The organism is Rhabdothermincola salaria (genome assembly GCF_021246445.1).
Classification (GTDB): Bacteria; Actinomycetota; Acidimicrobiia; order Acidimicrobiales; family Acidimicrobilacustridaceae; genus Rhabdothermincola_A; species Rhabdothermincola_A salaria.
This window is the reverse complement of the sequence record NZ_JAJQXW010000001.1, coordinates 575801-601693: the sequence shown is the minus strand read 5'-3', so window position 1 is coordinate 601693 and position 25893 is coordinate 575801. Positions and strand designations below refer to the sequence as shown.

Annotated in this window: 22 protein-coding genes and 1 pseudogene; 11 read left to right on the top strand and 12 right to left on the bottom strand. The window is 64.6% G+C overall.

The features are described from left to right. Nucleotides 1–308: 308 nt before the first annotated feature. The 3 genes from LUW87_RS19010 to LUW87_RS02800 form a co-directional block, all read right to left on the bottom strand. Nucleotides 309–1529: a post-COAP-1 domain-containing protein gene (locus tag LUW87_RS19010; RefSeq protein ID WP_232669553.1), complete on the bottom strand. Its 1221-nt coding sequence runs from the start codon at nucleotides 1527–1529 to the stop codon at nucleotides 309–311. 35 nt (nucleotides 1530–1564) lie between these two features. Then, nucleotides 1565–2218, bottom strand: a complete 654-nt coding sequence (locus LUW87_RS02805) for a hypothetical protein (protein WP_232669552.1) — start codon at nucleotides 2216–2218, stop codon at nucleotides 1565–1567. Nucleotides 2219–2603: 385 nt separating this feature from the next. After that, entirely contained in the window at nucleotides 2604–4418 is a 1815-nt protein-coding gene (locus LUW87_RS02800) for a polysaccharide biosynthesis protein (protein WP_232669551.1), read from the bottom strand. A 320-nt stretch (nucleotides 4419–4738) separates the two neighbouring features. Between LUW87_RS02800 and LUW87_RS02795 the strand changes: the two genes are divergently transcribed. Then, nucleotides 4739–5386, top strand: a complete 648-nt coding sequence (locus tag LUW87_RS02795) for a NeuD/PglB/VioB family sugar acetyltransferase (RefSeq protein ID WP_232669550.1) — start codon at nucleotides 4739–4741, stop codon at nucleotides 5384–5386. A 747-nt stretch (nucleotides 5387–6133) separates the two neighbouring features. On the opposite strand, the gene LUW87_RS02790 is transcribed toward LUW87_RS02795, so the two are convergent. Then, complete coding sequence (locus LUW87_RS02790) at nucleotides 6134–7402, bottom strand: nucleotide sugar dehydrogenase (RefSeq protein ID WP_232669549.1); 1269 nt, start codon at nucleotides 7400–7402, stop codon at nucleotides 6134–6136. A gap of 207 nt (nucleotides 7403–7609) precedes the next feature. On the opposite strand from LUW87_RS02790, the gene LUW87_RS02785 reads away from it, so the two are divergent. The 8 genes from LUW87_RS02785 (at nucleotide 7610) to LUW87_RS02745 (ending at nucleotide 16373) form a co-directional block, all read left to right on the top strand. Next, a complete protein-coding gene (locus LUW87_RS02785; protein ID WP_232669548.1) occupies nucleotides 7610–9436 on the top strand; it encodes an ABC transporter ATP-binding protein in 1827 nt (608 codons plus the stop codon). Between the two features lie 31 nt (nucleotides 9437–9467). Then, nucleotides 9468–10445 carry a UDP-N-acetylglucosamine 4,6-dehydratase (inverting) gene (pseB, locus tag LUW87_RS02780; protein WP_232669547.1) on the top strand — a complete coding sequence of 326 codons (978 nt, stop codon included), beginning with the start codon at nucleotides 9468–9470 and terminating at the stop codon, nucleotides 10443–10445. A gap of 2 nt (nucleotides 10446–10447) precedes the next feature. Further along, the gene (pseC, locus tag LUW87_RS02775) at nucleotides 10448–11536 is read left to right on the top strand and encodes a UDP-4-amino-4,6-dideoxy-N-acetyl-beta-L-altrosamine transaminase (RefSeq protein ID WP_232669546.1); all 1089 of its coding nucleotides are present in this window, start codon (nucleotides 10448–10450) and stop codon (nucleotides 11534–11536) included. Nucleotides 11537–11771: 235 nt separating this feature from the next. Next, nucleotides 11772–12620 (top strand): hypothetical protein, encoded by an 849-nt coding sequence (locus tag LUW87_RS02770; protein WP_232669545.1) that lies wholly within the window; start codon nucleotides 11772–11774, stop codon nucleotides 12618–12620. Then, complete coding sequence (gene pseH / locus LUW87_RS02765; protein ID WP_232669544.1) at nucleotides 12617–13165, top strand: UDP-4-amino-4,6-dideoxy-N-acetyl-beta-L-altrosamine N-acetyltransferase; 549 nt, start codon at nucleotides 12617–12619, stop codon at nucleotides 13163–13165. The genes LUW87_RS02770 and pseH overlap by 4 nt, the downstream gene beginning before the upstream one ends. Continuing rightward, nucleotides 13162–14217 carry a pseudaminic acid synthase gene (gene pseI, locus LUW87_RS02760; protein WP_232669543.1) on the top strand — a complete coding sequence of 352 codons (1056 nt, stop codon included), beginning with the start codon at nucleotides 13162–13164 and terminating at the stop codon, nucleotides 14215–14217. Before pseH ends, pseI begins: the two co-directional genes overlap by 4 nt. 34 nt (nucleotides 14218–14251) lie before the next feature. Then, a complete protein-coding gene (gene pseF, locus LUW87_RS02755) occupies nucleotides 14252–14944 on the top strand; it encodes a pseudaminic acid cytidylyltransferase (protein WP_232669542.1) in 693 nt (230 codons plus the stop codon). 296 nt (nucleotides 14945–15240) lie between these two features. After that, a protein-coding gene (locus tag LUW87_RS02745) for an IS3 family transposase (RefSeq protein WP_430300457.1) occupies nucleotides 15241–16373 on the top strand; the annotation gives its coding sequence in 2 pieces (ribosomal slippage) (nucleotides 15241–15505 and nucleotides 15505–16373; 1134 coding nt in all). Between the two features lie 197 nt (nucleotides 16374–16570). On the opposite strand, the gene LUW87_RS02740 is transcribed toward LUW87_RS02745, so the two are convergent. From LUW87_RS02740 to LUW87_RS02725, 4 genes are all read right to left on the bottom strand, one after another. After that, the gene (locus tag LUW87_RS02740; protein ID WP_232669540.1) at nucleotides 16571–17164 is read right to left on the bottom strand and encodes a class I SAM-dependent methyltransferase; all 594 of its coding nucleotides are present in this window, start codon (nucleotides 17162–17164) and stop codon (nucleotides 16571–16573) included. Nucleotides 17165–17654: 490 nt separating this feature from the next. Next, on the bottom strand, nucleotides 17655–18281 hold the full coding sequence (locus tag LUW87_RS02735) for an FkbM family methyltransferase (RefSeq protein WP_232670872.1): 627 nt from the start codon (nucleotides 18279–18281) through the stop codon (nucleotides 17655–17657). A gap of 436 nt (nucleotides 18282–18717) precedes the next feature. Beyond that, nucleotides 18718–19296: a glycosyltransferase family 4 protein gene (locus LUW87_RS02730; protein WP_232669539.1), complete on the bottom strand. Its 579-nt coding sequence runs from the start codon at nucleotides 19294–19296 to the stop codon at nucleotides 18718–18720. Nucleotides 19297–19885: 589 nt separating this feature from the next. Next, nucleotides 19886–20983, bottom strand: a complete 1098-nt coding sequence (locus LUW87_RS02725) for a glycosyltransferase (RefSeq protein ID WP_346742415.1) — start codon at nucleotides 20981–20983, stop codon at nucleotides 19886–19888. Between the two features lie 197 nt (nucleotides 20984–21180). Here LUW87_RS02725 and LUW87_RS19425 point away from each other — a divergent pair, with 197 nt between their 5' ends. Then, nucleotides 21181–22101 carry a class I SAM-dependent methyltransferase gene (locus tag LUW87_RS19425; protein WP_430300455.1) on the top strand — a complete coding sequence of 307 codons (921 nt, stop codon included), beginning with the start codon at nucleotides 21181–21183 and terminating at the stop codon, nucleotides 22099–22101. Nucleotides 22102–22182: 81 nt separating this feature from the next. Here the strand turns inward: LUW87_RS19425 and LUW87_RS02715 are convergent, their stop codons facing one another. Beyond that, the gene (locus tag LUW87_RS02715; RefSeq protein WP_430300527.1) at nucleotides 22183–22590 is read right to left on the bottom strand and encodes a transposase; all 408 of its coding nucleotides are present in this window, start codon (nucleotides 22588–22590) and stop codon (nucleotides 22183–22185) included. Nucleotides 22591–22759: 169 nt separating this feature from the next. On the opposite strand from LUW87_RS02715, the pseudogene LUW87_RS19420 reads away from it, so the two are divergent. Further along, a pseudogene (locus LUW87_RS19420) lies at nucleotides 22760–23119 on the top strand (transposase); the annotation flags it as partial. Here LUW87_RS19420 and LUW87_RS02710 read toward each other — a convergent pair. The 3 genes from LUW87_RS02710 to LUW87_RS02700 form a co-directional block, all read right to left on the bottom strand. After that, the gene (locus tag LUW87_RS02710) at nucleotides 23032–23589 is read right to left on the bottom strand and encodes a 2OG-Fe(II) oxygenase (RefSeq protein ID WP_232669537.1); all 558 of its coding nucleotides are present in this window, start codon (nucleotides 23587–23589) and stop codon (nucleotides 23032–23034) included. The pseudogene LUW87_RS19420 and the gene LUW87_RS02710 overlap by 88 nt on opposite strands. 54 nt (nucleotides 23590–23643) lie before the next feature. Further along, nucleotides 23644–23817: a hypothetical protein gene (locus LUW87_RS02705; RefSeq protein WP_232669536.1), complete on the bottom strand. Its 174-nt coding sequence runs from the start codon at nucleotides 23815–23817 to the stop codon at nucleotides 23644–23646. A gap of 218 nt (nucleotides 23818–24035) precedes the next feature. Next, nucleotides 24036–24875, bottom strand: coding sequence for a glycosyltransferase family protein (locus LUW87_RS02700; RefSeq protein WP_232669535.1), 840 nt, complete (start codon nucleotides 24873–24875; stop codon nucleotides 24036–24038). Nucleotides 24876–25893: the final 1018 nt, after the last annotated feature.

Sequence of the window (25893 nt, the reverse complement as noted above, 5' to 3'; positions counted from 1 at the left end):
GTGCTGAGCACTCGGCTGCAGGTCCCCGGCGTGACCACGCTCGATCCACCCCGTCAGTCGCGACACCGGTGACGCACGGCGGACCCGACGAGAGAGGCGACCAGTCAGGCCGACTCTCGCCGCGACGGGTCCGAGCGGTGTTCTACGACAACTCCCGCGACGACGGCCCCTTCGAGACCGCCTCGTTCCGCTACGGACTCGCCGACTACCCGCCCCGGTGGCCCACCACGACGTCGTGGGCGCTCGTCGATCCGCCTGGCCCGACCAGCTCACCTCGCGCCGGTCAGCGCGCACCGTCGACCCGCCGATCAGCGGCGATGGATGATGATGTTGCCGCCGCTGACGTCACCCGATGCTTGGTAGGTGGCCGAGTCGGCAAGCGGGTCGTCTGCGAGACCGAAGACCCGGAGTCGGAAGCGGTCCGCCCCGTTCCTTCCTCCGTCGATGGCCTGCACGCTGAACCGGTACGACCCGGGGAGCCCGTCGATGGTGGCCGTTCCCTGGAACTGGGCCATGGTCGGGTTGGTGACCAGCCATTCGAGCGACTCGGAGTGCAACCGGAAGTCGCCTGCGCGGTATACGAACTGCAGGTTGCCGTCGGGCGTCGTCGAGGCGCCGTTGCGGTACTTCACCACGAACCCGAAGTTCGCCTTCGACGAGCCGTCGAGTCCCGGCAGGTCGTCCCCGGAATCGGAGAAGTCACCGCCCGGCACGATCCAGCCACCTCCCGTGACGAAATCGCCGGTGGGGTCGTAGACGACGAGTGAGATGGTCACGGTATCCGACCAGTTCCCGGCGGCATCGACCACGCGCACTCCGAGGTTGTGCACGCCAGGAGACAACAACCCTCCCGTGATCGTCGCGCTTGCCTCGCCCTCGTCGACCAACATGACCTGACCCGCGCCAGCACCCGGATCCGCCCCAACGAAGTACTCCGCTCCCACGACGCCGGAGAGCTCATCAAGGAAGTCCGCGCCTACCACAGTGTCTTGCGCCATGGACACAGGCGAGACCGAAAGCCAGAGATCTGTCACCAGCGGGGCGCTCAGGTCGACGTTCAGCCCTGCACTCTGTGCGGTGGCCTCGTTGCCAGCAACATCAACCGCATTTCCCTCGACGGCCTGGTCTCCACCCTCTCCAACGGTCGCCGGCTCCGCGCAACTCGCTATACCTGACAGGGCGTCGGCGCACGCGAAGGACACCGTGGGCATCTGGTTGAACCACCCGGCATCGTTGGGGCTCGAGTCCAGCACCGGCGAGATCGCGGGAGGGGACGAATCAATGTTCACTGGTCCGTACTGTCCCACTGCACAGTTGCCCGCGGCGTCGCAGACAGAATCAGACGATGCGAATTGATCCGATCCATCTGTGCCCAGGGTGACAGGGGCCGGACTTGGGAGGACCCCGTCCACGTTGTCCTCAGCCCACCAAGAGATCGAAACCGGACCGTTGTACCAGCCCTCGCTATTCGGTTCGCGATCCGCCGTCCCAATGACCGTCGGCGGCTGAAAATCATTGGTCACTGCCACGGTCTCGGATGCTGGGCATTCGTCAGACCAACGGTTCACCGCATCACGCACGGCACACCGAACGACGTAGGTCCCCGAAGGCGCATAGCGAGGCAAAACCACCGTTGCCTCCCACGTGCCCCACTGACATCGTCCACCGCTCCGGCCACCAACGACACCGGCACCGCAGCAGCCGACACATCAGCCGACGTCGGCGACACCAACAACGACGACAACACCGGACGCAGAACATCACCACCAGTCACCGTCACCGAAAACGAGCCAGGGCAGTCGTCAGACCAACGGTTCACCGCATCACGCACGGCACACCGAACGACGTAGGTCCCCGAAGGCGCATAGCGAGGCAAAACCACCGTTGCCTCCCACGTGCCATCCAAGGCATCACCATCAACCAGCGACGCCCCAGCCGCATACGTGACATCCTCCGCCACGTTCACCAACTGGAACGACATCCCGTCAACACCACTGACATCGTCCACCGCTCCGGCCACCAACGACACCGGCACCGCAGCAGCCGACACATCAGCCGACGTCGGCGACACCAACAACGACGACAACACCGGAGATTCTTGGTCGTTTCCAATGACGACAACTTCGGCCTGCGCTTTCGCCGGCGTCACCAGCACTAGTGCCAAGAGGCAAGCACTCACGCTTAAAAGGCCCCAGCTCCGCCTGAAGTCACCCATCATCCCACCCCATGTTGAAATATCTAATCAAGGCGCGGGACCCTAGCGCGCTTTGGCCGACGAAGCCTCCATGGAGCTCGGGCAAACAGCTCACGAGATGTCACGTTCGCCTGGCGGAAGTGAAGCCTGGCTGTAGACGATCGGACTCACGCACGGTGTGACCCAATTGGCGCAGATGGCTGCCGAGAGGGGGGTGCGCTGGACGTGAAGCCTGGGAGAGCCATCTCCATCCGACATCAGCGAACCGGCAGGGGCCGTTCTCTCGTTCTCTTGGAGCCACGTGGATCACCCCGGGCACCTGATGCCCTCGGGTGCTCGCGCTGCGAGATGAAGCGGATCGGTTCAGAATCTCTCCCGACCAAGCGCTTCTCGATGATCGACCTCTGGGTCATGGAGATTGGGTACGCCGCATGTCGTCCGACGCACCGGGCGCCATGGTCTCGAGGGCCATGCGGCGCAGCACGGGGATAGCGGCGTCGTCGCTGTCGCCCGAGGCCTTGTGCAGCACGTCGAGGTCGCCCGGCCGCAGCACGGGCACGACCACGTGGGAGATGAGGGGGTGGGCGGGGCGGTGGTCGTTCTCGCCCTCGGCCAGCAGCACCTCGTGGAGCTTCTCCCCCGGACGCAGGCCGGTGTAGACGATCTCCACCGGCCGGGGGGACTGGGCCACCAGCTGGCGGGCCACGTCGTCGATCTTGACCGGTTCGCCCATGTCGAGCACCAGGGCCTCGCCGTCGGCACCGACCGCCCCGGCCTGCACCACCAGGTGCACGGCTTCGCTGACGGTCATGAAGTAGCGGGTGACGTCCGGGTCGGTGACGGTGACAGGCCCCCCAGCTTCGATCTGGGAGCGGAACGCCGTCAGGACGCTCCCCCGACTGCCCAGCACGTTGCCGAAGCGCACCGACAGGAACCGCCCGGGGTACTGCCCGGCGGCCCAGGTGGTGAGGCCTTCGGCCAGGCGCTTGGAGTAGCCGAGCACCGAGGTGGGGTCGGCGGCCTTGTCGGTGGAGATGTTGACGAACTCGGTGACGTCGACCGACCCGGCGGCATCGAGCACGTTCAGGGTGCCGTACACGTTGGTCTTGACCCCTTCGCAGGGGTGCATCTCGAGCAGTGGCAGGTGCTTGAGGGCGGCGGCGTGGAACACCACCTGGGGCCGGTGCTCGCGGAAGACCTCGAACATGCGGTCGCGGTCGCGGATGTCGGCCACCACCAGGTTGCGCGAATCCAACATGGCCCGCCCCGAGAGGTCGAGCTGCAGGGCGTGAAGGGCGGACTCGTCACGGTCGAGCATCACCAGCTCGGCCGGTCCGAACACGGCCACCTGGCGGCAGATCTCCGAGCCGATGGAGCCGCCGGCGCCGGTGACCAACACCCGGCGGTCCTGCAGGTAGCCGGCGATGGCAGTGAGGTCGGTCTCCACCATCTCGCGGCCCAGCAGATCGGCTTCGGTGACGGGGCGGATGTCGCCCACGCCGATGGCCCCGCCGAACAGCTCGGAGACGGGTGGCAGCACCCGCACCTCGAGCCCGGCGTCGACGGCCAGCCCGGCGAGCTCGCGGATGGTCTCGGACCGGGCTCCGGGGATGGCGATGACCACGACGCGGGCGCCGTGTTCGGCGGCGACGGCGGCCAGGGCGGTGCGGTCGCCCATGACCCGTACGCCGCGGATCTTCAACCGGGCCTTGGTGGGGTCGTCGTCGATGATGGCGACGGGCAGGTAGGGGCTGTCGGGGTCGCGCAGCATGGCGGTGACGGTCTGTTCGCCGCCTTCGCCGGCGCCGACCACCACCACGGGCTCGGCGGTGACGCCGGGGCGCAGACGGCGTTCCCGGTTCAGGCGCCAGGCGAAGCGCACCCCGGCGGCCACGGCGAACCCGGCGAGGGTGCCGCCGGCGATGACCGAGGCAGGGAGGATGGCCTGGTCAGGGATCTGGTTGAGGACCAAGAGCACGACGGCAGCCACGAAGAAGGTCTCGACCAGGCGCATGACCTCTTCGAAGGATCCGTAGCGCAGCTGGCCTCGCATGGCTCGGGCGAGGAGCCCCACGATGGCGAGCACCAGCACGGCCAGACCGAGCCCCTCGAGGAGCTCACGACCGCCGTAGACGCCGAAATCGGTGATCGGGCCGTTGCCGTCGAAGCGCAGCACCATCGCCAGCACCAGGCCGACCGCGAACGCGCCACAATCGATGGCCACCTGCACCGCTGTTCGGATCCCGAACCTGGCTCGCTTCCTCGTCACACTCCCGCCTTCCGCCGGTGGCTCCGCAGTCCCTCGACCGCAGGATCCTACGCGACCCCTGGGACTGGGGCGACCGATGGGTTGAGCCCGCACCACCTACCCCGCAGGTCCTCCGCCCGTACACCGCTGCCTCGAGACGGTCGGCGCCACGGCACCCAGTCGACCAGTTCCCCTCCACCGCACGAAAAGCCGGACTCGGTCGGCGAAGTTAGGTGCGACTGCTGATGACGGCCTGATCGTCTCAGTCGAGGTCGAGCCGAGGCTACGTTGGCCGCGTGCGTGTCGTACTCATCGGAGGCGGAGGCCACGCCAGCGACGTCCTCAGTGGTTTCGAGGCCCTGGCCGAGCACCTGGCGATCGATCTTCCCGTGGTCGGCCTCCTGGCCGACGACCCACCTCCTGAGCAACGGTTCCGTGGGCGAATCGCCCATCTCGGTCCGTTGTCCGAGCTGCCCCACCTCGATGTCACCCACTACATCCTTGGAGTGGGCTGGCCCCACACCCGCCGACAGGTGATTGATCAGCTCCCACCGCACAGCCTGCGGGCGGCCACGCTGATCCACCCCCGAGCGACGGTCGGCACCTCGGTCGAGATCGAGGAAGGAACAGTTGTCCTCGACGGCGCTCACATGTCGGCGACAGCCGCCATCGGCCGGCACGTGTACATCGGCTACCAGAGCGCAGTCGGCCACGACGACGTGGTCGGCGACTTCACTTCCGTCATGCCGGGAGCGGTCCTCAGCGGGAACGTGACAGTGGGAGCGGGGGTCCTCATCGGCACCAACGCCACCGTCCGCGAAGGCATCCGCATCGGAGCCGGTGCCACCGTGGGAGCCGGCGCCGTGGTCGTCCGAGACGTACCCCCTGGGGTCACCGTCGTTGGCAACCCCGCCCGGCGAGCTCAGATCCCACCGGGCGACTGAGAGCCACCCGCACGAGTGGGCCCCGCCTGCCGCATCTCTACGTTGGCAACGCAGACCGCCGGACGAACCACGTGCCCGCAACGAGACACAGCGCGAGTCCGGCCGCCGCGACTGCGACTGACAACAAGGCTGGCCACGGGGAGCGGGCCAGTCCCCCGGTACGGGCCACTGCGACAGCAGCTCCGGCGAGCAGCCCGACGACCACCGCCGGCGCCATCCCTCCAAGTGGGGCACCCCGCAACGAACGAGCCAGCAGAGCGGGGACCCCCAACAGAGCCACCATGAACAGCGTCGCGATGAGAGCACTCTGCCGACCGGTGGCACCGTAGAGCCCCGCCCCCAGGGTGGCTGCAGCAGCAATGGACCATGCCGACTCGAAGCGCTCGCGGCCTCGGAACCCTTGAAGGACCGCCAGCACCGCTATCAGGAGAATCAGCGGCAGGTACTGGCGGTTCTCGGGCACACACAGGTAGCCGGCGCCGGCCACCCCAGCCAGGAGCACCCACGACCACCCCTCACCGAGGACCCGCGCCGACTCGCGGCCCATCGCTGGCAGGCAAGCACCGAGAAGCACGGCCGCCGGGATCGCCCACCACCGGTCGGGGCGCCGGAGGAAGCTGGCGAACCACGACCACACGACGGTGAGCCCACCGAGCGCCGCGCCGTCGATCGCCGAAGGTCGCCACCTCGCTTCGGACCCAGCGGGCATATCCGGAGGCGTCACCACCTGGGGTCCCGTCTCGCCGCCTAGAGCGGCACAACGTTCGGCGCCGTGAGCCTGTTTCGCGTGTCGAAGACGAGGGTGGCGTGCCGAACGAGCAGATCGAGGTCGAAGTCGTCGTGGTCGACGATCAGCACCGCGAGGTCGGCGCTCGCCGCCTCTTCAGCGGTCAGCTCGACCCTTGTCACGCCCGCCGGAACATGGTGATCCACCACATGGGGGTCGGCAACCCGAATGTCTGCGCCCAGCCCGAGGAGGAGCTCGCAGATGCGCCGAGAAGGGCTCTCCCGGGCATCACCCGTGTTCTTCTTGTAGGCGAGGCCCAGGAGGAGGACACGCCGGCCGTTCACCGGAAGGCTCCGTCCGTTCAGGAGCTCCACCACCCGCTGCACCACGTAGTCCGGCATGTGATCGTTCACGTCGTTGGCGAGTTCGACGAAACGAAACGAGTGCCCCAGAGACTGTCGAACTCTCCACGAGAGGTAGGACGGGTCGATCGGCAGGCAGTGCCCCCCCACGCCCGGGCCGGGGGTGAAGCGCATGTACCCGAACGGCTTGGTGGTCGCCGCGTCGATGGCTTCCCACACGTCGATGCCGAGATCGTGCGCGAACATCGCCAGCTCGTTGACGAGGGCGATGTTGACGTGTCGGAAGGTGTTCTCGAGGAGCTTGGTGAGCTCGGCCTCCTTGGGACTCGACACCGCCACCGTCTTCTCGACCAGCTCGCCATAGAAGGTCTGCACAACTGCCAGCGAGGCCTCATCGATCCCGGACACGACCTTCGGGGTGTTCTCGAAACGCCACTCGGCGTTCCCCGGATCGATCCGCTCGGGGCTGTACCCGAGATGAAAGTCGGGACCTGCCCGCAGTCCGCTTCCCTGCTCCAGGATCGGGGCGACGACCTCCTCGGTCGTACCCGGGTATGTCGTCGACTCGAGGATCACACACGCGCCAAGTCGGAGGTGCGCCGAGAGGTCAGCGGCGGCCTGTTCGACGTATTTGAGGTCCGGTACTCCATCGAGGAGGGGGGTAGGCACCGAGATGACCGCTACATCGAAGCCTTTGCTGCCCGCAGCGTCGCTCGTGGGCTGGTAGCGGCCAGAGGCCAAGGCCACCTCGAGGCGCTGACCGCTGACGTCTTCAACGGGCGACTTGCCACCCCGGATCGCCGAGATCTTGTCGTCGTCAGTATCTACTCCGACGACATTGAAACCTACTTCGACCGCTCGCATGGCAAGAGGCAACCCCACGTAACCCTGCCCTACGACGACCAACCGCCGACCATTCGTCTCCATTACCGTCCTTGCTGCCGGACAATCCCGACAATTGTGAGCCGACCCCACGCCATCCTGACCGCACTAGGTCCACGTCAACGCCGATCAAGGGGCCACCCAAGGTCCGGCTGCCTCGCCCCGTCGAGGCTCTACACTATGCGCAAGTGGCGGATATCGAGGACGTGAGTTGAAGTCGAGCACTGGGTCAACCTCAGGGAGCCGGCTGTGATGCCCGAGTACTTCACGCAGGCTCGGCGGATCCTTGATCGTCGAATCGTTCGACGTTTTGCGGGCCTGTCGCTGCTGTCGGTGCTGGCCGCCGGTCTCGATGCCATCGGCATCTTGTTGTTGGTGCCCCTCATCGACACCCTGTCCGACTCCTCGGGCGAATCCCCGGTCGGCGTTCTTCCCTTCATCGATGGACTCTCAGTGGGCTGGCTTCTGGCGCTGGTCGTCCTCTTCTTCACTGCCAAGAGCGTTGCCATGGCCCTCATCCGCTGGTGGAGCGTGGGCGTGGTTCTCAACGCAGGGGCCACCACCGCCACCCGCCTCTTCGCTGCCTACCTCGACGCCCCGCTCTCGTTCCATGACGACCACAACACGTCGGCGTCGCTGCGCACGCTGACCACCTCTATCCAACAGTTCTTCCAACAAGGGGTGCTGGCCACCGCCAGCGGCGTGGCCGAGGCGGCCACGCTGATGGTGCTGGCCATAGTGCTCGTCGTGTCGGCCCCCATTCCCGCCATCATCGGCGTGGCGTACTTCGGGCTGGCGTCGTTGTTCTACGTCAAGGTGCTGCAGACGCGCACCCGCCGCAACGCCCGCATCGTGCAGCAGAAGGCGGCCACTGTCATCCGGCTCATCCAGGAGGGCCTGGGCGGCCTCCGGGAGCATCGTCTCCGCGGTTCCGAGACCGACCTGGTCGAGGCGTTCGCCGTGGACCGGCAAGCCCAGGCACGGGCGCAGCGCTTCACGACCTTCGCCGCCGAGCTGAGCCGCTACTACCTCGAGATCCTCGTGATGGGTGGTTTCGGCATCATCGCCGGCGTCGTGGTGGCCACCAGCGATGGCTCCAGGGCAGGTCTGGCGACCTTGGCCGTGCTCCTCGCCGTGGCCTTCCGAATGCTGCCGTCGTTGTCGCGCCTGCTGGCTGCCGTCACCAACGTGAAGGTTGGTCGTGCTGCCCTGGAGTCCATCACTGCGGACTTGGACGACCTCTGCATCGAGACGCTCTCCGGTCCAACGCTCGTATCAATGCCGCCCCGACGGGCGGAGGGACGCCCCCGCCGACTGGTTCTCGACCGTGTGTCGTTCCGCTACGGGGAGGCACCCACGGATGCACTACAGAACGTGTCGCTGGCGGTGGAACCGGGAACATCGCTCGGCGTGGTGGGACCCTCCGGGGCAGGCAAGTCCACCCTCATCGACGTGGTGTGTGGCCTGCGCCTGGCCACAGCCGGCAAGATAGAGGTCGATGGCCATCCCCTCGCCGAGGACGGTCGGACCTGGCGACGCGAGATTGGGCTGGTGCCCCAAGACGTGTTCTTGGCTGATGCCACCGTTGCCGAGAACGTTGCCTTCGGCCTTGCCGTCGACGAGGACCTCCTGTGGGACGCCCTTCGCCGGGCCCAGCTCGACGAGTTCGTGCGCAGTCTGCCCGAGGGGGTATCGACCATGGTCGGTGAACGCGGCACCCGCCTGTCCGGCGGTCAGCGCCAGCGCCTGGGCATCGCCCGTGCCCTCTACGCCCAACCCTCGGTGCTGGTGCTCGATGAGGCCACCGCTGCGCTAGATGTGGAGACCGAAGCGGCGGTCGTCGAATCTGTGGCAGCCCTGGCCGGTGAACTCACCCTCGTTGTCGTCGCCCACCGTCTCTCCACGATTCGTCGCTGTGACCGCGTCGCCTACCTCGAGGCCGGCAGGGTGCGTCACGTCGGCAGCTTCGACGAGACGGCCGAACTGATCCCCGAGTTTGCCCGGGCGGTGGCCCTCGCCGGCCTGACCCCCCAGAGCCATCACGCCGCCGCCCCACCGCACCCCGGAGCAGTGGCATGACTCCTTCCCCATCACGAAGAGAACACACACCATGAGCTACCTGAGCGGCAAGTCGGTACTAGTCACCGGAGGCACCGGCAGCTTCGGCAAGGCCTTCATCCGTCACGCCCTCCAGCATCTCGAACCGGAACGGATCGCCATCCTCTCGCGTGACGAACTCAAGCAGTACGAGTTCCGCAGCGAGATCGGCGACGATCCACGTCTGCGGTGGTTCATCGGCGACGTCCGTGATCCCGGTCGTCTCGCCCGCGCCTTCAGTGGTGTGGACGCCATCGTGCACGCTGCGGCCATGAAGCAGGTGGACACCGCCGAGTACAACCCCTTCGAGTGCATCGCCACCAACGTGTTGGGTGCCGAGAACGTCATCAACGCCGCCATTGATGCCGGGGTCGAGCGTGTGGTCGCTCTGTCCACCGACAAGGCCTCGTCACCCATCAACCTCTACGGGGCTTCCAAGCTCTGCTCCGACAAGCTCTTCGTGGCCGGCAACCACTACGCCGGGCACAGCCCCACCCGCATGTCGGTGGTGCGCTACGGCAACGTGATGGGCAGCCGGGGGTCGGTGGTCCCGTTGTTCCGCCGTCTGGCGGCCGAGGGTCGTCTCCCCATCACCGACGAACGCATGACCCGCTTCTGGATCACGCTCCCCCAGGCCGTGAGGTTCGTGGTCGACAGCTTCGATCGCATGCACGGCGGAGAGATCTTCGTGCCTCGCATCCCCTCCACCACCGTCATGGACCTGGCTGCGGCCATCGCCCCGGGTGTCCCCACCGAGGTGGTCGGCATCCGGCCCGGCGAGAAGCTTCACGAGGAGATGATCTCCGCGGACGACGCCCGCAGGACCTTCGCCCACGACGACCACTACGTGATCGCCCCGGTCATCGAGGGGTGGCGGTCGGGTCGCGAGCGCTCCGGCAAGCCCACCCCGGACGGCTTCGCCTACCGGTCCGACACCAACGACATGTGGATCAGCGTGGAGGAGATCCGCGACCTCCTCGCCACGGTCTGACGATGATCCCCTACGGCCGCCAGAGCATCGACGAGGACGACATCGCCGCCGTGGTCGATGTACTCCGGGGCGATTGGCTCACCCAGGGACCGGCCATCGAACGCTTCGAGGGTGCCGTGGCCGAGCACACGGGGGCGCGCCATGCCGTGGCCTTCTCGTCGGGCACGGCCGCACTCCACGGTGCGGCCTGGGCGGCCGGCCTCGGCCCGGGCGACACGGTGGTCACCTCTCCCCTGACGTTCATGGCCAGCGCCAACTGCGCTCGCTACGTGGGCGCCCGCCCTGCGCTCGTCGACATCGATCCGTCCACCTGGAACCTCGATCTGGCCAGGGTCCCGGCTGGCACCGATGCCGTGGTGGCGGTGCACTACGCGGGGCTGCCGGTGGACCTGGCCAACCCTGGGTGGTCGGAACGACCGAGAGTGGTCATCGAAGACGCCGCCCATGCCCTCGGTGCGATGAACCCGGACGGGCCGGTCGGCAACTGTGCCCACAGCGACATGTGCTGCTTCTCGTTCCACCCCGTCAAACCGGTGACCTCTGGAGAGGGCGGGATGGTGACGACAAATGATGATGACCTCGCTGAGCGCCTACGGTCGTTTCGCTCGCATTGCATGGTTCGCCAGCCTGACCGGGGAGCCTGGGTCTACGAGATCAGCGACGTCGGTTACAACTACCGCATGACCGATCTCCAGGCTGCGCTCGGTGCCAGCCAGATGACCAAGCTCGATCTGTTCATTGCCCGCCGCAACGAAATCGCCGATCGCTACCGCGAGATGTTGGCCGACCTCCCCGTTGGTCTTCCCCCGGCGGCACCCGAGGGCTTCCGGCACGGCTACCACCTGTTTCCGATCACGGTGGCCGACCGCAGGCGCGTCTTTGGGGAGCTTCGAGCCGCCGACATCGGCGTACAAGTCCACTACGTGCCAATCCATCACCACCCGCTGAGCAGCGACACCGGAATCCAACCGGGAGACCTTCCGAGCTGCGATGCCTTGTACGAGCGCTTGATCAGCCTTCCGTGCTTCCCCGGGCTGACCGCCGCTCATCAAGAAGCGGTGGTTCGAGCGCTCGAGTCCGCCACGCAATGAGGCCCCAGCCCACTGCAGCCGATCAGCAGCCGTCGTTTCCATGACGGCGCCGACATCTGACCACCGCCCCCGAACGTGGGTGCTTCGGGCCGACGCCTCGGCACTCCTCGGGGTCGGTCACGTGATGCGTTCACTCACCCTGGGGGCTGCTGCCCGCCGACGAAGGTGGCGTTGCGAGCTGTGGAGTGCCTCACTCCCCACAGCACTGCGAGAACGGGCCCGTGGACTGGGCATTGTGATCGTGGATGTTGTCGAGCCCCCTGGATCAACGACCGACGGCGCCGCGCTGGGTCGGGTTGATCCAGATGCGGTCACGCTCGATGGCTATCACCTCGGCGAAGACTTCATGGATGGACTCGGGCTCGGGCCGTTCGTCGTCCGGATCGACGACAACGGGGAACACAGCCAGCTCCCGGCTGACACCATCCTCAACCAGAACCCCCACGCTCCACTGATCGAGTACCCAGCCCCTGGCGCCTCAACTCTTCTCCGCGGGCTCGAGTACGCGTTGATCAGAGAAGAGATCCGCGACCAACGGGCCATCACGCGCTCGTGTGGCGACTCACCTCGAGTGGCGGTCTCGATGGGTGGGACCGACCCCGCGAACACGACCGCATTGATCGCACGCAGCCTTTCGCATCTTTCTGCCGAGGTCGGGATAGTCATCGGCATGGCCAACCCGAGGTGCGCTGAACTCAGATCCCTCATCGGAGAAGAACCCGCTCTTCACGAGGTCACTCATGAAGCACTACCTGCAGCACTCGCAGATGCAGACGTGGCCGTGCTCGGAGCTGGAACCACGCTCTGGGAGGCTGCGTGCTTGGCCACACCAGTAGTAGCCGTGATCACCGCTGACAACCAACGCCAGTTGGTAGACACAGACGAAGTCCGTTCCTTCTGCCTCACCCTTGACGGATCGCATCCCGACCTATCCACTGCTGTGTCAAACGAGGTGGCGCGCCTGCTCAACGATGATTGCCGACGAGCACGCATGGCCTCTGCCGGCGAGTCGCTCGTGGACGGTCTCGGAGCAGACCGCGTGGTTCGTGCGGTCGAAGCTGTCCTGGAAGGAAGCGACAGGTGACAAGACTGCGCCCGTTGGAAGCAGCAGATGTAGAGCTTCTCTACCGGTGGAGGACCGATCCGGAGGTGAGTCGCTTCATGTACACCTCGGGGCCAGCCTCACCAGCTGAACACGAAGCGTGGTTCGCTGCGGCTGCAATCGATGGCCCCGCTCATCGTCATCGTATGTTCGTCGACGGAACGACTGCGGTGGGGCTGGCATCGCTGACCAACATCGACACGCGGCTGCACCGGTCCTGCTCGTGGGGCGGCTACATCGATCCGGCGTCTCACGGACGTGGCCTCGGGGCCACGCTCCTCGTGCTGTCCATGCGCATGGCATTTGACGATCTCAGCCTCGAACGGGTCTGGGTAGAGGCGATGGCCACCAACGATCGAGCGATCGCACTCTATGAGCAGACCGGCTTCCGAAGGGAAGCCTTCTTCCGTTCCTTCGTATGGAGAAGCGGCACGCCGCTCGACGTCGTCGGCTTGGCCCTCTTGCGCAAGGAGTGGCTGACCTTGTACCCAAGACAGACCGACTCGCAGCCAGGCGGTGGAGCATGAGCGACGACCGACTGAGAGAGGCCCTCGCCGGCGTAGCCGGCTCACCTTGTCTCATCGCCGAGATCTCCGGGAACCACAGCGGCAGAATCGAGCGTGCCCTCGAGCTCGTAGGGGCCGCTGCTTCGGCTGGCGCCGACGTCGTGAAGTTCCAGCACTACACACCCGAGTCCATGACCGTCCGCTCTGACCACCCCGACTTCCAGGTCACGGGCGGGACCCTGTGGGATGGTCGCCAGCTCGCGGATCTCTACGCCGAGGCCATGACGCCGTGGGAGTGGACCGAAGAACTCGTCGCCGAGTGCGATCGCCTCGGCCTCGCCTGGCTCTCGACCCCGTTCGACCCCTCGGCTGTCGACTTCCTCGAGTCGTTCAACCCACCGGCCTACAAGATCGCCTCATTCGAGATCGTCGATCTTCCTCTGATCCGATACTCCGCGTCCAAGGGCCGGCCGTTGATCATCTCGACGGGGATGGCGACCGTGGACGAGATCGACCGGGCCGTCCGTGCCGCGAGCGAAGGCGGAGCGCCCTCGGTGGCGTTGTTGCGCTGCAACTCCGCCTACCCCGCTGACCCAGGGCAGATGGATCTTGCGGCCATCCCGGTGATGCGATCTCTCTGGGACGTACCCGTCGGGCTCTCGGACCACACCCTCACCAGCACTGCTGCGATCGCTGCCGTCGCACTCGGTGCTTCGATCGTCGAGAAGCACGTGACACTGCGACGATCAGACGGTGGGCCCGATGCTGAATTTTCCCTAGAGCCGCAGGAGCTCGCGAGGCTTAGCTCGGTGCTAGGGGAGGCCCATGCTGCCATCGGACGTCCACGCTTCGGCCCATCCGCCGGCGAAGCAGCGAGTCTCGCGTTCCGCCGCTCACTCCGAGTGATCGCTCCCATCGCCGAGGGGAAGGCCTTCTCAGAGCGCAACGTCCGTTCGGTGCGCCCCGCTGGCGGGCTGGCGCCGGACCTCCTTTCAACCGTGATCGGCAAACGGGCACGTCGATCCCTTTCGGTCGGGGATCCGCTCACTTCGGCGGACGTCGCCGATGAGTAGCGTTGAGCTCCCGCGACCCGAGAACTGCCTCGCCGTGATCCCTGCCCGTGGTGGCAGCAAGCGCATCCCGCGCAAGAACATCCGACCGTTCCACGGATTGCCCCTCATCGTGCGGCCCATCCAGACCGCCCTTCGCTCGCAGCTCTTCCGTGATGTTGTCGTGTCCACCGATGACGACGAGATCGCCGCCGTCGCCGAGGAAGCCGGGGCAGCGGTCCCCTTCAGCCGTGACTCGACCCTCGCTGACGATTTCACGCCGCTCCAGCCGGTGGTGGCCGATGCCATCGATAAGTACTCCAGGCACACCACGGCTGAGATCACCCATGTGTGCCTGATCTATCCGGCTGCTGTCTTCACGCTGGCGAAGGACCTCGCCGAGTCACTCGCCCTTCTTTGCACGAGCGGCGCCGAGCTTGTCTTCTCAGCCTGCGCCCACCCTGCCCCGGTTCACCGTGCCTGGCAGCAGGACGAGTCCAACTCCGCCTCGATGATCTGGCCCGAATATCGCCTCACGAGGTCGCAGGACCTTCCCGAGGCCTACTTCGACTGCGGGCAGTTCGCGTGGGGGACACGGACCTACTGGGCCCACCCTCCACGGAAGCTACAGACTCGGACGGCCCTGTACGTCCTCCCCCGAGAGCGCGCCCACGACATCGATACCGAGGTCGACTGGCACCTGGCTGAGGTGGCCTTTTCCCACTACCGGTCTGAAGCGCCCCAGGTTTGATGCCGCATCTTTCTGAGTTGGAAGGATGCGAACCATGCCCAAGAAGATCGATCCGAGGGTCAAGGAGCGCTGCGTGCGCCAGGTCCTCGACCACTTGCAGGAGTACCCGTCGCTGACCGCGGCGGCCGAGGCGGTGGCTCGCCGTGAGGGCGTCGGGAAGGAGGCGGTGCGCCGCTGGGTGATCCAAGAGATCGATGGCGGCCAACGCCAGGGTCCGACTGCGCTGAGCCCCCTGAAGTGGTCCACCTGTTGTGCGAGTCCGTTGCCCCAGGATGGGGCGAAGGAGGACCACGACGATGGCCAAGCGACGGCGGCACACGCCGGATCAGATCATCCGCAAGCTCGCCGAGGGCAACAAGCTCCTCGCCGGCGGGACCGAGCTCGACGAGGTCTGCCGGCATCTTCAGATCGCGGAGTCGGCCTGGCATCGTTGGGTCGCGCAGTACGGCGGCATGAATGCCAGCGATGCGAAGCGGCTCAAGGAGCTCGAGGGTGAGAACACCCGACTGAAGAAGCTCCTCGCCGAGGCCGAGTTGGACAAGTCTGTGCTCAAGGAGATCGCGGAGGGAAACTTCTGACCCCGAACCGTCGTCGCAGCGCCGTGAGCATGCTGCGTGACCGGTTCGGGGTCTCCGAACGCCGGGCCTGCAAGGTGGTCGGTCAGCACCGCTCGACCCAACGACTCGAGGCCCCGCCACCAGCTGATGACGACGCCGAGCTGCGCGGGTGGCTGCGAGCGTTTTCGAAGCAGCGGCCCCGGTGGGGGTGGCGTCGCGCTGCGAAGCAGCTGCGCCGAGACGGCCGGAAGATCAACAACAAGAGGGTTCAGCGCTTGTGGCGCGAGGAAGGGCTGCGCGTGCCGTACAAGAGGCGCAAGAAGCGCATGGTCGGGATCGGCTCGGCGGTCGGGGCGTTGTGCCCGATCGCCCCGAACACCCTGTGGGCGATGGACTTCCAGTTCGACGTCGCCGTCGACGGCCACACGTTGAACCTGTTGAACGTGGTCGACGAGTACACCCGCGAATGCCCCGCCATCGTCGTTGACCGCTCGATCGACGCCGACCAGGTCGTCGCCACCCTCGACCGGCTCGCCGTCGTGCGCGGCTTCCCCGCCTTCGTCCGATTCGACAACGGCCCCGAGTTCGTTGCCCACGCCGTCGCGGACTGGTGCCGCTTCAACGGCGTCGACAGCATCTTCATCGACCCCGGCTCGCCATGGCGGAACGCCTGGATCGAGTCGTTCAACAGCCGGCTACGCGACGAGTTCCTCAACGGGTGGATCTTCGACAGCCTCCTCGAGGCCCAGGTGATCATCGAGGACTGGCGCGTCGACTACAACATCAACCGGCCCCACAGCGCCCACGGCGAGCTCACACCCGCCGAGTTCGCTCAGGCTTGGATCACCCGACACCAACCAGCACTCGCATAGCAGCTGGACCACTCATCGGGGCCCGCTCACCCGCTCAGCAGCTCCTCACCGGCCCCCACGCTTCATCGCGTAGATCCATCATTCGAGACGTCTACCGCACCCTACGAGCCGAGCTCGCCACCCTCGAAACACACCTCGACGCTCTATGGGAACGTCCCGGGGTGGCTCAGATAGTCGTGACCGACGGGCTCGTCTGGTCAGGCCCGTTGAAACCACCATGCGGTGTAGTTGACCAGCCCACCCGAGTCACTGGACTCGTCGACCAGCGTCTTCATCGGCGTCTCGTCGGCCACGACCCAACCGAGCCGCCGGAAGGTACCCGGCACGTCGTGGGGGTACTCCCGGTGGGTGGCGCCGGCCACCGTCGGCTCGATGGCCAGGATCTGCTCGGACACGCGCCCGATGTGCTCGAACACGGATCGGCTGTCGGGATGGATGTGTTGCAGCACCGCCATGGTGAACGTGAGCCCGAACTGCCAGTCCTCGAAGCTGGGCAGCACACCCTCGGCGGCGCCGACATGGACTGGCCGAGCCTCAAGCTGCGGGTAAACCTCTCGCAGTCGCTCAACGGCATGCGGGTTGATCTCGACTCCGGTTACGTTTTGGTAGCCATGGTCATGCAAGTAGGCGAGGTTCCGCCCCACGTTGCAGCCGACTTCGAGAATCTCCTTGTCTGCAGCGAGATTGTGGTTCTCAAGGAGTTGCGTGAGGGCGGCGCTGCGTGTGGTCGCCTTGACGTACTCGTCAGGGTCGTTCTTGGCTGGTGAAGGTTGCCGCCAGAATTCGTACACGGTCTCGCGATCATCGATCAGTCGAGAACCAACGAGTCTCGTCACCCCCGAGTTCGGGGCGAGTGGCCGCAAGACCTTGTGAAACAGCCGATGGTTGATCTTCCGTACCAACCTCATGGAACTGGGTCTCCTCCCTGGCGGGATGGGGTGGGTGGTCCCCGATGAGATGAGCCCTCGGAGCGAGGCTGTGTGTCTTCCACAACGCAAATCCCGCAAGGGCCCGCCCATGGTAGAACCGAGCACCCGAACGCGCCCCTGATCCCTGAAGGCGCCGGCGCATGCTGGGCCTCCAACGAAGCGCGCCGTTCACCTGTTGCCCTCGGCGAGCTTGCGGATGATCCAGTCGGGCGCCTGCCGACGTCGGGCCACGACTGCTGTCCTCCTCATCACGCCAGTCTGGGGTAACGGACTCGCACAACACCTAGACCACTACGAGGGGGCCGCCTCAGCGGAACCAGACAACCGACGCTCGCGTCCAATCCAACTTCAATCATGGCCTAGAACGGATCGCCAGCGTATCGCCGCCATTGGCGATGATACTGAACCCAAACTCTTGGAGATAGGAGGTGAGCTCCTTTGCTCTTAGCCCACTGAGATGTCGACTCTCGAAGTTGATCACAGATGGGAGCAGCCTTTCGATACTCGACTCATATATCACTGTGTCGTCAAATCCCTCGGTGTCAATCTGCAACAGATCGACGGAGTCTCCGAATCCGGTATCTACAAGAAGAGGTAGAAGCGGCGTGCTAGGTACGGTTAGCTCAACGACCACTTCCGATAGCGGCAAGGAACCGACATAGTACTTCTGCACCCAAGCTTCAACGTGACCGTAGTCTGCGGAGGTGATACCAGTTGGTGCTCGGTAGCTAGGCCAGCCGTCGGCATATGGAACGCTGCAGTCACTCCAGCACTCCGGATTTACAGCGAAGAGCTTCAACTCGCCCGCCGGACCTACAGCCCGCCCCACAATGGTCTTACTTGGATGACCACCATAGGACTCTTCAAGCATAGAATGAAGGCTCTCCTGAGGCTCGATTAGGAGAAGATCAACCCGATCCTGGTGCGCAGCTGCAAACCCATGAATCGGGTCAGCTATCCGCCCATCATTCGCCCCCACTTGCACGATTCGAAGAACAGACTTCTGACCCAATAGCACCGTCAGCGCAGTCTCCAATAGAGCTGAACCAGCCGCTCCTTGACGGATGCGCCTAACCTCGAACCCCGACTTCCTCAATATTGCTTGCGCTCTTGAAGCTATCCTATTCACTCTACACTCCTATGCTGAATAGACGGTGCACTTCTGTCCCGCTTCGGGAGTCCGGCTCATGAGGAGTCCCCGATGAGCGGTCCAGGGGCCGTGCGAGTGCTGGTTGGCATCGGGTGACCCATGCCGCCCACGGCGAGCTCGGTGGGGGGTGAGCACGCCGTGCGCGGTATGGGCCCGGTTGATTTTGTAGTCGACGCGCAAGTCCGAGACGACGACCTGGACCACTACGAGGGACTTGTCTCAGGGGCATGAGAGACCGGCTACGACGCTTGGTCGCGTCGAGCACTCAAACCGGCTCGCGCAAGAGTTCATCATAAAGACGCACAATGGAACTGACATGCTGATCGGTCGAGAACCGTTTCTCATTGATTGCTCGCAACTCCCGCGCCTTTCGAGGCGTTTCCCGATCCGAGAGCAGCTGAATAATCGCGAGAGCAAAAGCATCCACAGCATCTGATCGGACCAGCCGCCCGGACAATCCTTCGGGCGTAGATTCCTTATGACCTCCCGAATCCGATGCAACGAATGGAACCTCAACCAGCGAGGCCTCGACTGGCGTGCGCCCAAAAGGTTCGCCGACCGCAGGTATCACCAAAGCGTCAAGCCCAGCCATCAATCGCTCTGCGTCGAGGACGAACCCCAGGAGGTGAAACCTATCGCCAATGCCGAGGTGTCGTGCCTCTGCGAGGATTTGTCGCTCCGTAATGTCGTGTTCGCGGCCCATCATCACGAAATGGGGCACCTTGCTTCCACGCCACTCGCGCACGATTCTCTGGGCAATTCGGACGAACTCCAGCGGTCGCTTGTAGTCGCGGAAGTTGCTCACAAACCCGATCAACACAACACCATCCGGCAGGGCACACATCGACAACAAGCGTTTACGCTCTCGCCCCTTCCAGGCGGTGCCCGGCCCGGGAGCGCCTACGGGATTGTAGACGATCGTTGCGGGACCCCGAATGTAGGCTGGCCGTGACGCCCGGACGTAGCGCGATATCTCCACAATCTGAGTTCTGTTCCAGGCGCTAAGCGGGGACCTTGGCCACTTGTCGCCACGTTGGTGCCAGACGTGGCGAGACCGATCCATCCGGACCGCAGCTGCCCAGACTACGTGAAGAGCCGTGTCGTTAGTATGGACGATGTCAATCTCGGCCTTCCTCATCCAGCGGACCAATTTCGGGACGTCAGCAGCTAGGCACTTCGCGTACCGAGACCACGTCATTGATTTGCCCGTGTGCCGAGTAGGCAGGATCTCATACTCGATCCCCCGCGCTTCCGCCCACTCTGCCACCGGTCCGACCTGATGCAGAACCACTACAGGCTCGAACCTCGAGTGGTCGGTAAGACTGGCAGCCAAGACCAACCCGGATATGTGGCTACCACCTACCCGGTATCCCTCGAAGGGGAATGCCACCCGGCGCCTCTTAGGACTCTCGACGGTTCGACGTGCCACGCCATCACCTACCTGAGCCCGCAAGGGCTGATCGTCCGTCCGCTGCAGCGAGGCGCTCGTAGAGCGCCGAGATCGCATCAACCCCGCTGCCGAGTGAAAAGTGTGACACCGCACACGACCGACACCGCTCGCTCGTGCCTGGGTCCGAAAGAAGCTCAAGAATGGAATCACATGCCTTTGCGACGGCCGCATCCGAAGAATCCTCGAGCGCGACCCCGCATTGATACTTCTCAATCAAGGCGTCCATATCCCCAAGGCCTCGGTTCACCAGCACTGGGCTACCGCTAGCAAGAAGCTCTCCGATCTTGGTCGGCATCGCCGCGAGCAGCGCTGGACCGGCGTCCCTCCTGCAGACGGCCAGTCCAACATCCGCTTCCGCCGATAGCGTCGCTACCTGACTGGGAACTGCACTGTAGATGAGGTGATCCGACCTACGCGATAGTTCGTCAAACCAGGGAGACATCGGGTCGGCGCCGACCCACAATACTTCCCATGACGAGCGCCTCCGCATCTCATCAATGATCTTCCCGAGAGCCGGCCCATCGTAGAAGGCGTTGAACGACCCGTTGAGGATGATCCTCCGAACCACTCCCTTCCGCAAGCCCACTCGCGGCCGGAATAGTTCGGTATCAACCGCTGTAGGAACAACGACGGTCTTATCCCTTACTGATGGCCCATAGCGCCCCACAAGCTCATCTACAGCAGCCTCAGTCAGGGAGATGATCCCAGAGGACCGCTTCACTGCCTGATCCTCGGCCCAGCGCAGAACACGCTCCGTCGCCGAGCCGGGCTGGAGCGCACCGAGTGCGATCCGCTGCTCACGCCAGAACGCACGCATGTCCCAAATCCAGTTCGGGTGGCGTACGACCACTGCTGCCGCCGCCGGCAACATGCCACGCGCATGGAGGAGGTGCTCTTGCGAAGCTGCGGTTTCGCGCAAAAGGCGGACCGGTGGCCGCCCCAAATAGCGTGCGCCTTCCGAATGTGGAAACCACCTGACGCGCGCGGGACTCGGGGGGATCACCGCGGCTGCGTCACGCTCAAACGAATGCAGATACATGTGGTGCCCAACGGAGGCCAGACCGGAGACGTACTCCCACACCTGTGATCTGCCCACACCCGAAACCACCGAATTCCGGGTGATGTAGCTGACATCCGCCACCGCTTCAGTCTCCCTCAGTCGTGACGACTCCAGTCAGTGGCCCCAGGCTAGACCGCAGGCACCGCTAACAAGGGCCTGTCGCGCAACAGTAGCCTGTCCATCTAGTCCATCGAGTGACGAGGCTACCATGGCGTCCGATGGACAAATGCACTCTTCTTCCCCAGCGCTGTCCCGTCTGCTCGTCGCTCAGCGATCGCCATCTGAGCGGCTACGCACACCCGGAGCTCGCAAAGTGTCATCGATGCGGGCACGTCTGGCACTGGATGTCACCTGGAGGCTTTCACGAGGAACTCTACTCGTATTATGAGCAGCGCCGTCTTCTTCCCGCCGATCAACTGTTTCCGGAGCGGAACCATCGGCGGCTGACAGGTCTGCTCGAAGTCCTGGCTCCACAAGGTGAGCCTCCGCGGATGCTTGATGTGGGCTGTGGAATAGGAGGTTCTGTACGTGTGGCACTTGCTCTTGGATGGGACGCCACGGGTATTGATCTCGCCCCAGCTGCAGTTGACATTGCGGCCGCTCACTCGCTGCCCTGCTTCCGACTGGACTTGAACGACACCAGGTTGGATGCGAGGGGCCCCTTTGACCTCATCACACTCTTCGAGGTAGTCGAGCATGTCTCAGATCCGGTGGCATTCTTGGGACGGACCGCAGACCTACTCTCAGCAGGTGGGATCGTTCATCTCACCACACCAAATTGGCGCTCGGTCAGCCGACTAACACTGAGGCACCGCTGGCGCGCCATCGATCCGCAGCATCTGCAGTACTTCAGTGCCCCAAGCATCAGGCTGGCCGGCGAGCGCGCGGGACTTGAGGTGCTACACCTCAGCACTGAGAATCTGGCAATCGGGAGCCTCGTCAGTGGCGTGAGGGCTAGGCTCACTGGACGCGACCCTGATCCTTCGGCTGGTCGAGTGCACGATCAGCAGTGGCGAGCTCGCACAGACGAACGGGCGCTCATCAGCGGGCTCACCAAAACCGCAAACGTTCTCCTTCGATCGACTGGGCTCGGTGACACGCTGAAAGTCACGCTACGAAAGAGACCGACCGTGTCATGAGCGGCCATTCCCGCCACGAGAACGTCCCACTTGGTGGTGTAGATCGGCGTCGGCGTAAGGCCTGACTGGAAACTCTGTCGCTCAGGCGGTGATGGCCCAGGGGCGGTTCCTCTTCGTCGGACGGATCGATCTCGGGTCGTCGTGGATCTTGGCCATGGATTCTTCGGAGAGGTAGCGACGTTCGGCGACGGCCCATCCGTCGTGGTTCTCGACGACGACGGCGGGGACCAGGCGGGCGAGCGTGGCGTCGTTGGGAGACACGAGAACGACGTTCGTGCCGCGTTTGATCTCTCCGTTGAGCCGCTTGAGGGGGTTCGTGGACCGGATCTTCTTCCAGTGAGCCTGCGGGAAGTGCCTGACGCCAGGAGGTCCTCGGCGGGGTCGCCGAGCATGGCGGCGACATCGGGGAACTGGGTGGTAAGCATGGGGGTGATCTCGTCGAGCGGCGGGGCACGGGCGTCGCCAGGTGAAGGTCCGCGATCTGCACATCGCGGGTCGGCCGATGGCGTGGTGTGAGGCCATGCGCATCTGGCGCTGCCCGGATCGCGACTGCCCGGCGGGCACGAGGTCAAGGAGCTCGTGAGGGAGGTGTGCTCCGCCGTCGACCCGGGCCACGCCCGCCGACGCCTCGGGCGGTTGGTTCCTCACCCACTGCGCCGACTGCGACGTGCCCGAGATCCGCAGTCTGGCACGCACCGTCGACCGGTGGGCCGACCGAATCCTGGCGTTCCACACCACCGGCCTCTCGAACGGCCCCACCGAAGCGGTCAACCTGCTCCCCGAGACGGTCCATCGCATCGGACACGGCTCCCACAACTTCGAGAACCATCGCCTCCGGCTACTGCTGCGCTGGGCGTCGAATGGCATTCTCCACAGTCGCTCGAACGGAGGACGCCAACCATGGTTCGTCGTGCAGGACCGGAACACCCCTCAGTGTCGGCGACGCAAACGCTTGACGGCATCAATTGCTACCGGCGGCACCCAGTCCCGCATGAGTCGTTCGCCCGGTCGCCGTTGATACAGCGTGTTGTGGGCGATCGAAGCCTCCTCGGCGGGCCGACCCGAGGTGTAGTAATAGGTCGCGACCGACTTGCGGGTCACCCCCGGAGGGCAAGCCAACGGGTCCGGATGGCCGTGATAGGACCAGTCGGTCGTGGCGAACACCACCGTCCTATTGAAGACCGGAGCGATGCGATGAATGGCCTGCTCCATCGATCGGTCCCACAGTTCGAGATGCCCACCCCAGTCCTCTTCCCAGTCACGATTCAGGTAGACGAGGGCGTTGAGCCTCCGATCGAGCTTGAGTTCCTCGTGAACATTGAAGTCGGCGTGGACCTTGAGGTAGCCGCCACGTTCGATCTGATGTAATCCACCGCCCGCATAGTGAGGGTCTGGTATCAAGCCCCCGATGCCTGTGAGCCGTTCGAGGAACTGCATGAACGCCGAGCAGTTGAGCTGGTTGAGGAACTGCCGGGTGGTCGGACCCATCTGCCAATCATGGCTCAGCGCCAACTTAACGGAGGTGTCCTGATCGAATCGCTGCTAGTCGACGGGGCCGTCGGTCGACGGGTACTCAGCGACGACCCCGTTGAGCACATTGGGGTCGAACAGACCGTCGATGATCACGTGCGGAAAGGGGTCGGCCTCCGCAAACGCTGCACGGTGCTCGCCAGCGATAGGCAGAAGCCGATTGGGGTCGAGGGGCAGCTGGTTCATATGCCCATGCATAGTAGATCGACAAGATCCTCACCCGGGTGATGCCACAGACGATGACCTCACCCGAGCTCATCGCGGCCCTATACGTGCTTCTTAGATCGACAGCGCTCGGGGACCGCTGAAAGTCACACTACAAAGCAGAACGACGCTCTCGCGAGCGGCACTTCCCGCACTGGCAGTTTCACTCGCGAATCACCGGACCCTGTCCACCAAGTTGGTCATTCGGGTGTCTCTGGAGCGGCTGAACCGGCCTGCAGCGCAGCGCTCCAGACATCCCACCAAGCCTCGTAACTGTACTCGGCATGGACAAGGCGCCTAAGGCTCCCACCGAGTCGCAGCCGCTCAGGCCTGTTCGTGATCAGCTCATCGAGCGACCCGAGCCAGTCTTTCTCGCTCGTCGCAACGACCCCACCCGCTCGCCGCAGCACCTCACCAGTTACGCCCACATCGTTGCCCACCACGGGCAGAGATGTGCACCCGTATTGTAGGATCTTATAGGCACACTTTCCTCGCTCCCATTCGCCATCCGATAATGGTGCGAGCGCAATGTGAAGCTGGGCGAGTTCCGCCGCCTGCGATCGCTCCGTCCATCGACGCCGTTCAACAACACACCCGTCCATCACTTCCGTCCGCGAAGGGCCGGCAGAGATCAGCCGCACCGTCACGCCGTATCGCCGCTGGAGGACCGCCAACGTAGGCATGAGCGGCAGTAGGTACCGCTCCGTCGTTCGCGAGCCAATCCAACCCAGGACGACCGGTCCCTCATCCTCGTTGCTACAGCTCGACACGTAGTCGCTGGGTTCCACACAGCTCGGAACCACGGTCACACTTGCAGCCCGGGATCTGACCTGGTCAGCCAGGTACTCATTGCCAACGATCACGAGGTCTGCTGCATCAAGTAGTGATGCGGCCCTAGCTGCACGCTTCGGGCCTCGACGAGAGGCGCCCTCAAGGAAGACAGCGTCGTCGATGTCATAGACGAGTCGCTGAGCATTCAAAGCAACCGCACGCTCCAATCCGCCCCTACCTAGACGGGAAGCCTCCTTCTGCACCAGCACTGAACCAGGAGTGACCTCCCGCCGGCGTGAAGCAATCCTCGATGAGAGCTCGTAGCAAACAGTGTCGACATACTGTCCAGCCTTCCTGCTGCCACTCACAGGTGTGAAACCGAGAAATCTAGGTCGAAGGTTTCCATGGGAGAGCCAACCTCCGACCCTTACCCTGTAGCTCGCACCCCAGGGTCGTAGCGGCGACACGACGCAAAGCTCTCGGGTCTCACCCTCCGTTCGAGGGACGTGATCACTTGCCATAGCCACTTACCAGACACCGAAGCGCGTCCGACCAGGTCGGGCGCGCTGCAGACCTGGGCAAGCCGGACCTATGGGCCATTTGTGACTCGTAGTGGTTTCGCACCTCAGCGACGGACAACTCGGATAGCGGATAGCCGTACCGAAGAGGGGGAGTGTCGTGTGCATTCCAGTAGCTGTCGTCACCGTCGAGAGAGTCCAAGCCCGGTATGGACACGACAGGAACGCCGAGTTCGATCAACCGGTCGCATACGCTCGTGTTTCCCGCAATCACCAGGTCGCAGGATTCCGCGAACGCCTCGAGGCTCTCACCGCTCTCGGTAACGACGATATCCACGCACGTTGCATTCAGAAGCTTGTAGGTTTCGGATCGCGCCACCCGCGGATGAGGGCGGACCCTGATGCTCGCAATTCTCGAACCCAACTCAGAGGCGTTGAGCTCACGGCACCTATCGAGCACGGCGTCAAGACTGCCCCACGCGTTCAGGGCAAAGCCCAAGCGGAGCCTCTCCTCTTCCAAAGGAGCGAGATCCACCGAGCTTCCAACGGGAGTTGGAAGAGCAAACATGGCTGGAGCTCGCGCCCGGACGCTCTCCGCCTGACTCTCTGCTTGTCCGAACACGACATCCACCGGAAAGGGTGGAGCAGGACGACGGCGACCCGGCATCAACACGTAACCAATAGGGATCCTCTCGATGAACGCGGCCAGACCCAGTGCAGTCCTCTCCGCTGAGAGATCATCGACGATTAGGACTGCGCATGGCGGGGT

Coding starts and splice junctions, on each gene's coding strand:
- LUW87_RS02805 (WP_232669552.1), bottom strand. CDS start 2,218: ATGATGGGTGACTTCAGGCGGAGCTGGGGCCTTTTAAGCGTGAGTGCT.
- LUW87_RS02790 (WP_232669549.1), bottom strand. CDS start 7,402: ATGGAGACGAATGGTCGGCGGTTGGTCGTCGTAGGGCAGGGTTACGTG.
- LUW87_RS02785 (WP_232669548.1), top strand. CDS start 7,610: ATGCCCGAGTACTTCACGCAGGCTCGGCGGATCCTTGATCGTCGAATC.
- pseB (WP_232669547.1), top strand. CDS start 9,468: ATGAGCTACCTGAGCGGCAAGTCGGTACTAGTCACCGGAGGCACCGGC.
- pseC (WP_232669546.1), top strand. CDS start 10,448: ATGATCCCCTACGGCCGCCAGAGCATCGACGAGGACGACATCGCCGCC.
- pseI (WP_232669543.1), top strand. CDS start 13,162: ATGAGCGACGACCGACTGAGAGAGGCCCTCGCCGGCGTAGCCGGCTCA.
- LUW87_RS02730 (WP_232669539.1), bottom strand. CDS start 19,296: ATGTGTGCCCTGCCGGATGGTGTTGTGTTGATCGGGTTTGTGAGCAAC.
- LUW87_RS19425 (WP_430300455.1), top strand. CDS start 21,181: ATGGACAAATGCACTCTTCTTCCCCAGCGCTGTCCCGTCTGCTCGTCG.
- LUW87_RS02715 (WP_430300527.1), bottom strand. CDS start 22,590: ATGTGCAGATCGCGGACCTTCACCTGGCGACGCCCGTGCCCCGCCGCT.
- LUW87_RS02710 (WP_232669537.1), bottom strand. CDS start 23,589: ATGGGTCCGACCACCCGGCAGTTCCTCAACCAGCTCAACTGCTCGGCG.
- LUW87_RS02705 (WP_232669536.1), bottom strand. CDS start 23,817: ATGAACCAGCTGCCCCTCGACCCCAATCGGCTTCTGCCTATCGCTGGC.